The organism is Bacteroides sp. AM44-19, assembly GCF_003603395.1.
In the GTDB taxonomy this organism is placed as follows: Bacteria; Bacteroidota; Bacteroidia; order Bacteroidales; family Bacteroidaceae; genus Bacteroides; species Bacteroides uniformis.
Genome location: NZ_QTNB01000002.1, coordinates 106,238 through 121,426 on the forward strand (window position 1 = coordinate 106,238; position 15,189 = coordinate 121,426).

Below are 15,189 nucleotides of genomic sequence, written 5' to 3' on the forward strand. Positions count from 1 at the left end.
ATACTGAGAACTAAGCATATATCACTATTCTGTGGTGAATGAAGTAAGTATCGGATACTGCTTTTGTTATGGCGTGATGGATGGTTGTGAAGATTTTTATCTATCACGGGTATCTTTCACGCTTTAATCGGTTTATAATCAAAAGGATATCCCCCTCTGCGTGATAGCATGACAGATGTTTTTCAAAAATAAACTTTGTAGAAGCTGAGCTGTCCGGATGCTTCAATCGTTGTAGCTGTATTCTTCGCTGTATCTCTCGAATTTCGGTTCTTCGGCAATTCCGTATTGTTTGAAAACCTGACGGATATATGCTTGTGCCTTTGGAAACAAGCCTTGTTCCTGGCGGTAAAAGCGATAATAGGTGGTCTTGCCAAAGTGTCCTACAAGCTGGTTCCTCATCGGGGCTGCACATTTGTGGGGTACGTTGTCCAGCAGGTGCCGGATGCCCCATGCAACCCGGCACTTCAGGGCTTTCCGGAAATGAGGGCAGTTGGTGGTATCGGCAGGGATACAGTTCGGATTGATGATGCTTAAAGTAGGACATTGCGAGGTGCAATTGGTAGCAGCCAAGTGGTGCAGGCATTCTTCCTTATGGACGCACTGGCTGTTGAAGCAATGTGCAAAGCCATAAGGCACAGACTGGTAGTCGAATTTATTTTCCATATGTTGTTTGCTTGTCTACGGTTAGGGTGTAGAACACGGCTGTAAAGGTAAGGAATAAAGCCTCGTTTGAAGTATTTGCAGACAAAAAAAGAGTATAATTCTTCTTTAAAGTGAGCTGAACTTGCTATATTTGTCATAATTCCTAATATCTGGTATATGAAAAATAGAGTAAGTTTTTTTTGTCTGCATACGTGTCTTCTCCTGTTCAGCTTTTGGACAATGTATCCTGCCTTGGGGCATGCGGCTGATGGGGATGTTATTTCCCGTTTGAAGTTCAAGCAGATTTCTACATTAGACGGATTACCGACGGATGAGGTCCAGAAAATATATCAGGATAAGGAAGGGTTTTTGTGGTTTGCTACCCGGTATGGTTTCTGTAAATACGACGGTTACCAGATTACTGTCTATAAATCGAGCTTGAATACTCCCGGTTTGTTGACCAGTAACAACATTTATTGTTTTGCCGATGACAATGACGGCTTCTTGTGGATTGGTACACAAGAGGGGTTGAACACACTCAATAAGAAAACCGGAGAAATCCGTCAATATACTGCGCCTGCCATTCCAAACAATGCGGTCTCATGCCTGTTGGTCACCCGGGAAAATGAGGTATGGATTGGTACGGATTCCGGCTTATGCCGGTATGTGGCAGAGAAGGACTCCTTCGTGATGTATGACGGCAAGTCCACCGATGGTATATTTCCCGCAGCTTCCATCAAATCGTTGTTCGAGGACTCGGATGGGGATTTGTGGGTCGGTACCTGGTCCAGTGGTCTTTTTCGTTATTCCCGGAAGGAGGATAAATTCTATGCATATCCCAAAATCAATGAACGGAACTCGGCACATGTTATCTATCAGGATTCCAACCGGAAAATGTGGGTCGGTGGTTGGGATTGCGGATTATTTCTCTTGAATCATCCCAAGGATATGGCAAACGTGTTTTATACACATTATTCGCATCGGATAGGGGATGATGCCAGCTTGTCGGACAATATTGTTTATGATATTGTGGAGGATGTACACACCCATACCTTGTGGATAGGGACCCGGGTGGGGCTGAGCATTATGAAGCAGGAGAATCCCGGTACATTCATTAATTACAAGTCGTTGCATTCGGCATATCATATACCTTGTGATGAAATAAATTCACTGTTGCGCGACCGCTTCAATAATATCTGGCTGGGTTCCATTGGCGGCGGTGTCCTGATGATAGACACGAAACAATCTCCATTTACTTTCTATTCTTTGAATCTGGCAGAGGATGACGTGCCTACTACTGCCGTCCGCGCTTTGTTTGCCGATGCAGATAAAGACCTTTGGCTGGGTACCGGAAGTTATGGGCTGGCACGCAAGGATTATGAAACCGGTGTGTTGTCGTTCTTTTCCCATATCCCGGAATTCTCGGATATTCCCGGTGTACCCACGGTCAATTACATTATTCAGCGTAAGAATGGAGAAGTATGGTTCGCTACCTATGACGGTGGTATCTTGATTTATGAGAAAGGAGAGAAAGTGAAGGTGCTGACTGAATCCGACACGCCTTATCTCTATTCGGATTGCGTTTCGGCCTTGTGTGAGGACAGTAAGGGGAATTGTTGGGTAGGCTGTCGCGGCGGTATGGGAATCAGTTTGGCCGATGGAGGGCATTATAGGTTCGGAACACTTTCTTTTGCCGGAGGCGGGTTGGCAGATTGGTATCATGTGAAGGACATTGTGGAGGATGCGGATGGCAGCTTCTGGATTGCGACAGCCAACTATGGAATTATACATATTATGGGGGATGTGCAGCATCCCGAAACGCTGAAATATAGTAACTATAGTTATAACAACGGCCAGCTGGCAACGAACTCGGTGTTGTGTTTGCATGTGGATAAATCGGGAAGGCTATGGGCCGGAACTGAGGGAGGAGGGTTGTATCTATATGATTATAAGGAAAATGTATTTACGGAAAAGAATCAGGAATATCAGCTGTCCGCTGACATGATAGGGTCTATAGAGGAAGACAGGCAAGGGTGTCTATGGATGGGGACCAATATGGGGCTGGTACAGCTTTTTGTACCGATGGACGAGGATTTGGCTACGGTCCGTGTCTATACGACAGCAGACGGTCTGCAGGATAACTTCTTCATATCACAGTCTTCTTGTAGTAGGGAGGGCGAGTTATTCTTTGGAGGAAATAAGGGTTATAACAGTTTCTTTCCTGCATCTCTGGAGAAAGACAATGAAGCCGTGCCTTATCTGATTACGGATATAAAAATCTTCAACCGTTCTTTTGCGGTATTGGAACCGGAGGTCAGAGAACGGATTTCTTCTGTCATGCCTTCGTTTACACGGAAGTTAGATCTGCCTTACGGATATAATAATTTCAGTATTGAATTCGCATCCCTTACTTATAAGAATCCCGGTTTAAATCGGTATGCCTATCAGCTTGTAGGTTTTGACAAGGATTGGCAATATACGGATGCCAACCGCCGTTTTGCCTATTATAATAATTTGAAGAGCGGCACTTATCGGTTCCGTCTGAAAGCCACCAATGAAAATGGCATTTGGAGTCAGGAAATCCGTGAACTTGAGGTGGTGGTATTACCACCGTTCTGGGCTACATGGTGGGCTTATATCATTTATGCACTGATAGGGGCAGCTATTGTCTGCTTCATTCTCCGGACAGCAAAGAACAGGATGCAGCTGCGTAATGAGCTGCATCTTCGGGAGATGGAGAAGTCCAAACTGGAAGAACTGAATCATGCCAAATTGCAGTTCTTTACAAATATCACGCATGAACTGCTGACTCCGCTGACCATTATCTCGGCTACCGTCGATGAGTTGAAGATGCGGTTTCCCGGGCATGACGACCTTTATACGGTAATGGGTAGCAATATCAGCAGGCTCATCCGTCTGTTGCAGCAGATTCTTGAATTTCGTAAAGCAGAAACCGGCAATCTGAAGTTGCGTGTCTCTCCAGGAGATGTGGCGGCGTTTGTGAAAAATGAAGCCGAATCTTTCCTGCCGCTTGTCAAAAAGCGCAAGATACATTTCTCCGTACTCTGTAATCCGGAGTCGATTATCGGTTATTTTGATACGGACAAGCTGGACAAGATTCTCTACAACCTGCTTTCCAATGCCGCCAAATATAATAAGGAGGGTGGCTATATACAAGTCACGCTGATGTATGCCGAAGACAGGGACTTCGTCCGGTTGCATGTAAAGGATAATGGCAGTGGCATTTCAAAGGACAAGCAGAAGAGCCTCTTCAAGCGGTTCTACGAGGGGGATTACCGGAAGTTCAACACCATTGGTACGGGCATCGGCCTTTCTTTGGTAAAGGACTTGGTGGAGCTGCATGGAGGAAGCATTGAAGTGGAGAGCGAGGAAGGCCGGGGAACGGAATTCATCGTGACCTTGCCCGTAGACCGCTCTTATTTTAAGGAAGAACAGATTGATGAGGAAGCTGTACTTCCGGTACAGAAAACCGTTACCTATCTTGAAGAGGAGAATGCGGAGAATGTGGTTGCTGAAAAGCCCAAAGCGCATACCATACTGGTGGTGGAGGACAATGAGGAGCTTTTGCAGTTAATGGTCCGGCTGCTGAAACGTGAATACAATGTCCATACGGCCGAAAACGGTCAGGAGGCTGTGACTGTGCTTGACAATGAGGATATTGACCTGATTGTTTCGGACGTGATGATGCCCGTAATGGACGGCATCGAGTTTTGCAGGTATGTGAAGAACAAGTTGGAACTCAGTCATATTCCCGTGATTCTTCTGACAGCCAAGAACAAGGAGGAAGACCGTGCCGAAGCTTATGAAGTGGGGGCGGATGCCTTTATCAGTAAACCGTTCAACCTGGCCGTGCTGCATGCACGCATCCGCAATCTGCTGAAATACAAAGAACGCAAGGCGCATGACTTTAAGAACCAACTAGTGTTCGAAATCAAGGAACTGGACTATACCAGCATTGATGAGGACTTCATGCAGCGTGCCATTGACTGCGTAAACCGCCATCTGGAAGATTCAGACTTCGACCAGCCCCAGTTTGTGGAGGAGATGGGCACCAGCAAGTCCACCCTTTACAAGAAACTGAAATCCCTGACGGGACTGAATACTTCTGCCTTTATCCGTAACATCCGTCTGAAAGCGGCCTGCCGCATTATGGAGGAGAAGGGGAGTTCTGTGCGTGTTTCCGATCTGGCGTATGCCGTCGGTTTTAATGACCCGAAATATTTCAGTTCTTGTTTCAAAAAGGAATTCGGCATGTTGCCGACGGAATATCAGGAACGCTTCATACAGTCATAGATCAAGTCAAATTATGCTTCAATTAGGTCGAATAACTAAAATTCTACCTCGTAGAAGCATTATTGGAGGTCTTCCTATCAGCATTCGCCTACATTTGCCATTGTTTTCACGGTTAAAATGAAGAGTGAAAGTGAAACAATTAATGTTTAATCTTAAAGTTTATACAATGAAAAGACAGAGATTCTTTGAAGGACTCGGGCTGAAAGTGTATGTCACTTTGGCCATTTGTATGGCCCTTCTGTTGAATGTTCAGTTCTTGAACGCACAGAGTTCGACAATCAATGTAAAAGGTGTGGTTAATGATGCGATGGGACCGGTGATTGGCGCCAGTGTAGTGGAGAAAGGGAATGCGACGAATGGAACAATTACCGACATTGACGGTAATTTCTCTTTGAAAGTCCCTTCGGATGCCACTTTGACAATCAGCTTTATCGGTTATAAGACGGTAGAGCTGCCGGTGGCTGGAAAAACATCCTTTACTGTGACTCTGAAAGAAGACAGCGAAATGCTGGACGAGGTGGTAGTGGTAGGTTTCGGCACGCAGAAGAAGGTGAACCTGACAGGTTCTGTGGGGCTGGCTACGGCGAAGGAAATTGAAGCACGTCCGGTAGCGAATGCCACGCAGGCATTGCAGGGCTTGGTACCGGGCTTGCAGATTACGACCAATACCGGTGAACTGGACAAGAATATGTCCATCAATATCCGTGGCAACGGTACCATCGGTGACGGCTCAAGCGGAAGTCCGCTGATTTTGATTGACGGTATGGAAGGTGACATCAATACGGTGAATCCGCAGGACATCGAGAATATTTCTGTATTGAAGGATGCTGCCGCTTCCTCTATTTATGGGTCGCGTGCACCGTTCGGTGTTATCTTGGTGACTACCAAGAAAGGCAAATCGGGCAAGCCGACTATCAACTACAACAACAGCTTCCGCTTCAACAGTCCGGTGAATCTGCCGGAGATGATGGACTCCTATACCTTTGCCAACTACTTCAATGAGGCTGCACGCAACGGTCAGGACAATGCCCAGTTCTCTGATACAGTGATGCAGCAGATGCTTGACTTCCAGGCTGCGGGAGGTACTAATCGTGGCGGTTTGCCTACTGATGGCAATGTATGGGGTAAACCGGCAGGCGACCCGTTTACTACGGCGTATGCCAATACTGACTGGTTTTCCGAAATCTACAAGGGCTCTTCCTTCTCGCAAGAACATAATTTCAGTGTAAGCGGTGGTGGTGACAAGTTCAATTATTATGCTTCATTGGGCTATCTGGATCAGAATGGTTTGCTCCGTCATGGTTCCGATGACTTGAAGCGCTATAATGCTACTGCCAAATTTGGTGCCGAGCTGACCAAATGGTTGAAGTTCAATTACAGCTTGCGTTATGTCCGTCAAGACCTTGGCCGTCCTACCAATTTTGGTGGCGGTTTGTATGAGAGAATCGGCCGTCAGACTTGGCCTAATCTTCCGGTTTATGATGAAAACGGCTATTATTTTAATGGTAATGCCGATACGCCGGCGATGTCACTTGCATTGGGTGGTGAGCGCGATGTGCAGACAGATAAGGTTTATCATCAAGCAAGCTTGGTATTCGAACCCGTGAAGAATTGGATTACCAATGTTGAGTTCAACTATAGTACCAATTCTATAGATACACGTGAAACCGGACTTCCTTACTATAACCACGATGTGAGTGGAAATATTGTGGATACGCAAGGAACCTCAAGTCTCTATCAAGACTACAAGAAAGAGAGCTACATGAACTGGAATATTTACTCCACTTATTCTCTTGCTATCAATGATGATCATAATTTTAAGGTAATGGGTGGTTTTCAGTCCGAAGAAATGCGCCAGAAGTTTTTTAGTGCCAAAGGATATGGTTTGCAGGTGGAAGACCTTCCGGAACTGGACTTGATATCGAATATTGACGGCGCCGGTAAGGATAAGGTGCCCGAGGTGGGTGGCTATCGTAATGAGTGGGCCACAGCGGGTTTCTTTGGCCGCTTGAACTATGATTATAAAGGTCGTTATCTGGCAGAGGCCAATTTGCGCTATGATGGTACCTCCCGCTTCCGCCGTGGCAATCGTTGGCAGTTGTCTCCCTCCTTCTCTTTGGGTTGGAACATTGCCCAGGAAAACTTCTGGGAAGATTTTGCGGATGTTTGCAATCAGTTGAAGTTCCGTTTCTCTTATGGTGAACTGGGGAATATGAATACAAACGGCTGGTATCCTACTTATCGTGCCATGACATTGAAGCAGGCAAACGGAAGCTGGCTGCAGAATGGACTGAAACCAAACACTGCTTATGTAGGCGACCTTATCAGTACAGCCTTGACTTGGGAGAAAGTGCGTACCTGGAATATCGGTCTTGACTGGGGGCTGTTCAACAACCGTCTGACCGGGTCATTCGATGCTTATATCCGTTATACGGACAATATGGTAGGTCCGTCTGTAGAGTTGCCCGCTACATTGGGTATTGCGACTCCCAAGACCAATAACTGTGACTTGAAGACGAAGGGTTGGGAACTTACCATCGGATGGCAGGACCGCACCAACTTCGGTATGGGCTATGGCATTAAGTTCAATGTTTCTGATGCACGTACTTATATAGACAGATACCCGGGTAACCCGACAAACTCAATCAATACTTATATCGCAGGCCGCGAGATTGGTGAAATCTGGGGCTTTGAAACCGTGGGAATTGCTAAGACAGATGATGAGATGCAGGCGCATCTGAATAAAGTGGGCGGACAAAGTGCCATCGGTTCCGGCGTTTGGACTGCCGGTGACATCATGTATGCCGACCAGGATGGAAAACCGGGCATCACCAAAGGTGCACAGACTTTGGAGGACCACGGTGACTTGAAGGTGATAGGCAACAATACTCCCCGTTATCATTTCGGTCTTGACTTGAATGCCAATTACAAGGGATTTGATGTTCGCCTCTTCTTCCAGGGAGTGATGAAGCGTGACTACTGGCAGGGTTCCAATATCTTCTGGGGCGTTGGCCAATGGGGTATGTGGTGGTCAACCGGTTTGAAGGAACACGAAGATTACTTCCGTGATGAACCCGTCGGGCTGGCCGGTCATGAGATTGCCGCCAATGTCAATTCATACTATGCGCGTCCGAGATTTGACAGTACCCAGAACCAGGAAACCCAAACCCGCTATCTGCAGGATGCGTCTTATATCCGTTTGAAGAACTTCCAGCTTGGCTACACATTGCCTGCTTCCATGATTCGCAAAATCGGTATCACCAACTGCCGCATCTTCGTATCGGGCGAGAATCTGTGGACGGGAACCAAACTGAGCAAGTTGTTCGATCCCGAAACCATCAGCGGTGGTAACACGGACAGCAATGCTTCTGCACCTATCAAGAGTGCCGGTAATGCATACCCGCTTTCAAGAACTTGGTCTTTTGGACTTAGCGTATCACTTTAATCCCATAAATAATGAAGAATATTATGAAATCGAATTATAGATATATTGTAAAAGCGTTCATGGCAATGGCAGTGATTGCCGGAACGACTTCCTGCGATGATTTTCTGGACAGAGAGCCGATGTCAAGCATTTCTCCCGAAACCTATTACTCCACTGCGGCCCAGTTGGAAGCCAATCTGAATGATGAATATCCCAATGTCCTTCCGTCATTCGGCCAGTGGACTTATGGCATCTTCGGTGAAGACAAAGGAACCGATAACCAGATAGAGGTGAATGCCAATGACCGCTATACCCAGGATCGCTGGAAAGTACCTCATAGCGAAAGTGACAATTGGAAGTTCGAACGCATCTATCGTATTAATTTCTTTTTGTCTGAAGCACTTCCCAAATTCGGTGAGGACATGATCGGTTCACAAAATACAATTTCCGGGAGTGTAGCCACCATCAAGCACTATATCGGAGAAATGTACTTCCTGCGTGCTTACGAGTACTTTAAGAAGCTCCAGTTGTTCGGCGACTTCCCGATTATCAACCAACCGCTTGCCGATGAGATGGAAGCTCTCCGTGAAGCCAGCAAACGTTTTCCGCGTAATGAAGTGGCACGTTTCATCATTTCCGATCTTGACAAGGCTTATGCCTATATGAGTGATGTCGATATGGCGACGACGCGTATCAATAAGGATGCTGCGATGCTGGTTAAGTCACGTGTGGCACTGTTCGAGGCTACTTGGTTGCAGAATTTCAAGGGTACGGCATTCGTACCTGGTGGAGAAGGCTGGCCGGGGGCATCTCTTCACAACAATTATCAGTATCCGAGCGGAAACATTGATAATGAAGTGAAGTACTTCTTGGAACAGGCCGTAGAGGCTTCCAAACTTGTAGCAGATAAATACAAAGGGAGTTTGACGGAGAATACCGGTGTGTTGCAACAATCAGCTGATGACCCGTCAAATCCTTACTTTGATATGTTTGCACAAGAAGACCTTTCGGATGTGAAGGAAGTACTGTTGTGGCGCCAGTATGCCCGCGGACTCTCTACTCATAACATCAATGCCGCTGCCGGACGTGGTAATTACCGTATCGGTCTGACCCGTGGATTCGTACAGAATTTCCTGATGAAGGATGGTACTCCGGTTTATGCTCACGGTTCTTATGCGGATGGTGACGGCTATTATATGGGCGACAAGACGGTTGCTGATGTACGTGTAAACCGTGACCCGCGTCTCAGTATCTTCCTGAAAGAACCGGGACAGAAGAACATCCTTTTTGAAGTTGATAATAATGAAGGTACGGAAGTTGTGATGGAAGAGCCCTATCCGGCCATTACGAGTGGTGACGGTGAGCGTGGCTATGCTACCGGCTATGCATTGCGCAAGGGTGGTTCATTCAACCGTAAGTATTATGCCAATGGCGGTGGTTATACGGCAGCTGTATGTTTCCGTGCGGCTGAGGCTCTGCTGAATTATATGGAAGCAAGTTATCTGCTCAATGGAACGCTGGATGCTACGGCTCGTGAATATTGGACTGTACTTCGTCAACGTGCCGGCATCAGTACTGATTTTGACAAGACTATCGCTGCAACGGACATGAGCAAGGAGGCTGAAAATGATTGGGGAGCCTATACGGGTGGAAGTGTCATCTCTGACAAGACTCTGTATAATATCCGTCGTGAACGTCGTTGCGAGTTCCTGGCTGAAGGTCTTCGCTACATGGACTTGTGCCGTTGGCGTTCTATGGACCAACTGATGACTGCTCCCAGCCATCTGGAAGGTATGCATTTGTGGAATACTCCGATGGAGGACTGGTATCTGGATGATAATGGAAAATCCATTTTGGTTGCTGACGGGACAGACAAGGCTAATGTCTCATCGAAAGACAAGAGTGAGTATCTCCGTCCATTCGAGAGAAGCAGCAACCAGTCTGCCTATAATGGCTGCACTTGGAAGATGGCACATTATTTGAATCCTATTATGATAAAACAGTTCCAGTTGACAGCCTCTTCGGGAGCGGATGTATCGACTTCTATTCTTTACCAGAACCCTTATTGGCCGGTGGTAGCTGACCAGCCGGCTGAGAAATAAAGGTATTTTTCAATAGGTATTTGATTTAGGGAGGAGGATACACTTTCCGGTGCGAAGGTATCCTCCTCCCTTCTTTATAAATAGAAACAAGACAGAATATGACTCATTTGAATTTCAAGTTTTTAGTGGTATGCTTGGTTGTCGTGGCGTCAGTCGTCGGCCTGCAGGCACAAAATGATGTCCCTATAAGGGGGGAAGGTGAAATCGTTCCAGCCGGAGTATGGAACGATGTAAACGGGGAGTACATTAATGCACATGGTGGTGGTATACTGTTATTTGACAGTAAATATTATTGGTTCGGTGAACACCGTCCTGCAAAAGGATTCTCTACGGAGGTAGGAGTAACATGTTATTCTTCTGCCGATTTATGTAATTGGAAATATGAGGGGGTGCCCTTGTCTGTATCGGAGGAAGCTGGCAATGAAATAGAGAAAGGCTGTATTATAGAACGTCCCAAGGTGATTTATAACGAAAAGACGAAGAAATTTGTCATGTGGTTTCATCTGGAACTGAAAGGGAAGGGCTATGCGGCTGCCCGTGCAGGAGTGGCTGTCAGTGACTCTCCGGCGGGACCTTATCGTTTTGTTTCTTCAAGTCGTGTTTGTCCGGGAGTATTTCCGCTGAATATGACGGACGAAGAACGGGACATACAGTGGAATATGGAACAGTTTGAAGAATGGTGGACGCCTGAGTGGAGAGAGGCTGTCAATAAGGGGTTGTTTGTGAAACGTGACTTGAAGGGAGGACAGATGTCCCGGGACATGACATTGTATGTTGACGACGATGGAAAAGCTTATCATATCTATTCTTCGGAAGAGAATCTAACCTTGCAAATTGCCGAGCTGACTGATGACTATCAAGGACATTCCGGAAAATATATCCGTCTCTTCCCGGGAGGGCATAATGAAGCTCCGGCACTATTCAAACATGACGGTACGTATTGGATGATTACTTCCGGCTGTACGGGATGGGAGCCCAATGAGGCACGTTTGTTTTCAGCATCCTCCATCTGGGGACCGTGGAAACAGCATCTGCATCCTTTTATAGGTAAGGGGGCTGAAAAGACTTTCGGCGGTCAAAGTACCTTTGTCATTTCTACTCTGGAAAATAGATTTGTCTTTATGGCTGATGTCTGGAAGCCGGAGAGTTTGATGTATTCAAAGTATATCTGGCTGCCGATTGGTTTTGATGATACTGGTAAACCGGTTATCGAATGGAAAGAAAGTTGGAATCCTTGCTGATATATTTGAGAAAAAAGGAAAGGAACTTGCCCCGTTATCGCGGCAAGCTCCTTTTTTTATGGATAAATCTGTCCGGCTTAATAGTTGAAAGCCTTGGATTTTACGTAAACCTTGAAGTCTTTGATTCCACCCGGTACCTCGCTCTCCATTCTGGGAAGATATTGTATGCCAGTCAGTGTGCGGGTACTGCCCAAATCAATCACGACTGCATGCGGGTATGGAGTACCTTTTGTCGTGCTCCAGTAGGTTGATTCCTGGAGGTCGAAGAGTTTGTCTGCAGAACAGTTGACACGGGATACGTCTTCGCTGTCGGCATAATTGACAATCCAGGGCTCGCGTGACAGGCGTTCTCCATTCTCATCCAGCAGGTACATTTCGGCAATGCAAGCCAAGTCTTTCCCGTCTTGGGAACTTAGTGCTTCCAGGCAGACATAACGTCCGGTGACGGGTTGGTCGAATTTGCGTTCCTGCCAACCGTTGCCGGGATTGAAGCTGCCGGAGAGGACGGGCTGCTCACCGGACAAGTCGAGATTTTCACCCTCATTGCGGTGCGTCAGCGGTTTGGTGACGAGCAACTGGTCCAGTAATGGCTCGCTCAGTCCTTCGGACTTAACTTCTTTGGGACCGATGATGTCGAAGACAATCACTTCATTCTCACCTTTCTTCAACCAGCATCCCGGGATGTAGAGGGTCTGTTGCGGGCCGATTTCCCAAATGCGTCCCATGGCGTGCCCGTTGACGTAGACAAGTCCCTTGCCCCAAGTCTCGAAGTTTAGGAATGTGTCGCTGGGCTTGTTCACCTTAAAGGTGGCACGGTAGCAACCCGGAATGCGTTGTCCTAACTCATCTTTCAGTGAGCCGATGGGCTGGAACTTCATGTTCTTATAGAAATCGTATGTATCTTCGAGATTATAGACTTCCCAATCCTTCAGGTTGCAGGTGAAAGGACGGCCGTCGATGTCTACGGTAAGTTCTACGCTTTGGGTGATACCCTTGAAGTCCTTGATGGCACGTCCAAAGTTGATGCGGCCCATGGCTTCTACCAGAATGTCGAGGCGTGCACCTTTGGGGCAGGCGGGGAATTCCAGTTGCTTTTCACCGTTGCGGCGGTCCAGTTTGCCGATGTATTTGCCATCCAGGAAAACTTGGGCATAATCGTGCGCATCGTTCACAGTGAGCAGGGACGGGGTTTTCATCTCGGGCAGTGTGGTGCGGTAGAGAATACTTCCGAATCCCTGGTTATATTCCTCCATGGTACGGATATTGCGGTCTTTCTTGGCAGCAGGAAGATTGTCGAACAAAGGAGCCATCTCTGTAAATTGGAAAGACGGAATACGGATGGGCTTGATTAAAGCGGGAACTTTAGCCTGCTTCTCGCCGTTCATGTATTTGGACAATGCTTTTCGCAATTCCCAGTATTTGGGAGTGGTCTGTCCCGATTCGCTGATGGGGGCGTCGTAGTCGTAAGAGGTTACGTCAGGGGCGAATCCGGGTGAGTTGGCTCCTGCCCAGTGTCCCCAGTTGGTCCCTCCGTGGGTCATGTAGAGGCTGAAGGAGATGCCTTTGGACAACATCTCGTCAATGCCGGCAATCATGTCGGCAGCCGGACGGGTTTCGTGGTTGGCTCCCCACTTGTCGAACCAGCCGCTCCAGAATTCGGAGCACATCAGCGGGCTATCAGGACGGAGTTTCTTCAGCGGTGCAAACTGTTGGTCGATGTTGGCTCCTGTACCGAAGTTCATGGTCCATACCAGGTCGTGGAGTCCGTTCTTGGTGAAGTTGGACGCCCAGTCGCATTGGAACAGTGCTACGCCGGGGTAGTTGGCGCGTACGATGTCGCGGATTTGCGATACGTAGCCTTTGTCTTCCCCGTAGGAGCCGTATTCGTTCTCTACTTGTACCATGATGATGGGACCTCCGTTCTGTATGGTCATACCGGCTACCTGCTCGGCAACGGCTTTTTCGAAGATACCTACACGCTCCATAAAGTAGGGGTCGGATTCGCGCAGGCGGATATCTTTTTTCTTGAGTAACCACCAGGGCAGTCCGCCCATTTCCCATTCGGCACAGACATACGGTCCCGGGCGCAGGATGACATACATGTCGTTCTGCTGGCATAGGCGGCAGAATTCCGCCAGGTCATTCTGTCCGGTGAAGTCGAACACTCCCGGCTGAGACTCGTGGGAGTTCCAGAATACATAAAGGCAGATGGTGTTCATGCCCAGTGCCTTGCATAGCTTGATGCGTTGGTCCCAATAGGCTTTGGGGATACGTGGATAGTGCAGCTCTGCGGCTTTGATGACAAACGGCTTGCCATTCAATAGGAATGTTCCTTTGCCGGCAGAGAAGTCGCCTTGTCCTTCCCATTGGGTACGCGGGTCCCAGCTGTCGCGCCAGGGTATCGCGATTGTGCCGTCCTTGCCGAATTCAAGCGGGAGCCATACGTAGCGTGAGTCCTCAAGGTTTTTCTTTTTCCAGCGGTCGAACATGGCAATGTAGGCATTTCCTTTTCCGTATACTTGCTGCACGTAAGTGCTTTGTGCATAGAAGGTCTTATCTGCATCAGGACCGGTACACGGATTGCCGATGGTAGTCCATTGCCCCATGATGGAGTCGGCCACAGCCAGTTCGGCAACATTGGGATCCCAGCCGGTACAACCGGAAGAGAGCATATAGTACTTGCCGTTATACTTGAATACGGCGGGTGCTTCGCGGCTTTGCTTCACGAAATTGCGTGTATAGCGACCAGTGGGCTTCAGGTAGTCATCCGTTAGTTCGCTTATATATAAGGTAGCGTTGTTTTCCGACGAGTAGAACTGATATGCCTTGCCGTTATCATCAACGAACACTGTTTGGTCGCGGCTCATCGCACCGTTGGGACGGAAGCTGCCTACATAGGTGAATGTCCCGGTAGGAGAATCGCTGACCGCTACGCCGGCACATGCCTTACTGTAGTCGGCGCTTTCCACATGCGCCCACATGACGAATTTCTTTGTCTTTTCGTTGTAAATCACTTTGGGACGTTCCAACACCTTGCTGGGGTGCAGGTCGTGTTTCTCGTCATCTTTCACGGCAGGAAGTACAATACCCTCGAACTTCCAGTTCAGCAGGTCTTTTGAAGAGTAGCAGCTGACACCGGTTACGTCGGTGCGGTAGCATTCCCACGTAGCCCATTCGGGCAGGATGGTTTCCCCTTTTTTGTATTCGCCATACCAATAGTAGGTCCCTTCGTGGTAAAGAAGGCCGCCGCCATGGGCGTTGATGGGATTGCCGTCGGTGTCTTTCCATACTTCCCCGGGTATGATTGCGGCATTTTTCGTTTGTGCTTTTGTTTTTGCAGATGGCAGGCAGCAAAGGCAGGCCAGCAATGCAAAACTCCAAATAATTTTCCTTTTCATTTAAGAATTCGGTATTAGATAATTAATAAATCGTTTATGTTTTGGGCAAAGATATGCGAAAGTTGAGA

6 protein-coding genes are annotated in these 15,189 nt (G+C 47.7%); 4 read left to right on the top strand and 2 right to left on the bottom strand.

What is annotated here, in order from left to right; genetic code table 11:
• Window positions 1-222 precede the first annotated feature (222 nt).
• Window positions 223-663, bottom strand: a complete 441-nt coding sequence (locus DW947_RS04945; RefSeq protein ID WP_005830148.1) for a DUF6078 family protein — start codon at window positions 661-663, stop codon at window positions 223-225.
• Window positions 664-819: 156 nt separating this feature from the next.
• Between DW947_RS04945 and DW947_RS04950 the strand changes: the two genes are divergently transcribed.
• From DW947_RS04950 to DW947_RS04965, 4 genes are all read left to right on the top strand, one after another.
• Window positions 820-4,956, top strand: a complete 4,137-nt coding sequence (locus tag DW947_RS04950) for a hybrid sensor histidine kinase/response regulator transcription factor (RefSeq protein ID WP_119958463.1) — start codon at window positions 820-822, stop codon at window positions 4,954-4,956.
• 166 nt (window positions 4,957-5,122) lie between these two features.
• On the top strand, window positions 5,123-8,401 hold the full coding sequence (locus DW947_RS04955) for a SusC/RagA family TonB-linked outer membrane protein (RefSeq protein ID WP_005833257.1): 3,279 nt from the start codon (window positions 5,123-5,125) through the stop codon (window positions 8,399-8,401).
• 23 nt (window positions 8,402-8,424) lie between these two features.
• Complete coding sequence (locus DW947_RS04960) at window positions 8,425-10,482, top strand: RagB/SusD family nutrient uptake outer membrane protein (protein WP_057281597.1); 2,058 nt, start codon at window positions 8,425-8,427, stop codon at window positions 10,480-10,482.
• A 98-nt stretch (window positions 10,483-10,580) separates the two neighbouring features.
• Window positions 10,581-11,723 (top strand): glycoside hydrolase family 43 protein, encoded by a 1,143-nt coding sequence (locus DW947_RS04965; RefSeq protein ID WP_057281598.1) that lies wholly within the window; start codon window positions 10,581-10,583, stop codon window positions 11,721-11,723.
• A gap of 77 nt (window positions 11,724-11,800) precedes the next feature.
• Here DW947_RS04965 and DW947_RS04970 read toward each other — a convergent pair whose 3' ends face one another.
• Entirely contained in the window at window positions 11,801-15,121 is a 3,321-nt protein-coding gene (locus DW947_RS04970) for a beta-galactosidase (protein WP_119958464.1), read from the bottom strand.
• Window positions 15,122-15,189: the final 68 nt, after the last annotated feature.

Bases quoted from the DNA above. Each gene is read 5' to 3' on its own strand.
- DW947_RS04955 (WP_005833257.1), top strand. From the start codon at position 5,123: ATGAAAAGACAGAGATTCTTTGAAGGACTCGGGCTGAAAGTGTATGTC.
- DW947_RS04970 (WP_119958464.1), bottom strand. From the start codon at position 15,121: ATGAAAAGGAAAATTATTTGGAGTTTTGCATTGCTGGCCTGCCTTTGC.
- DW947_RS04950 (WP_119958463.1), top strand. From the start codon at position 820: ATGAAAAATAGAGTAAGTTTTTTTTGTCTGCATACGTGTCTTCTCCTG.
- DW947_RS04945 (WP_005830148.1), bottom strand. From the start codon at position 663: ATGGAAAATAAATTCGACTACCAGTCTGTGCCTTATGGCTTTGCACAT.
- DW947_RS04960 (WP_057281597.1), top strand. From the start codon at position 8,425: ATGAAATCGAATTATAGATATATTGTAAAAGCGTTCATGGCAATGGCA.
- DW947_RS04965 (WP_057281598.1), top strand. From the start codon at position 10,581: ATGACTCATTTGAATTTCAAGTTTTTAGTGGTATGCTTGGTTGTCGTG.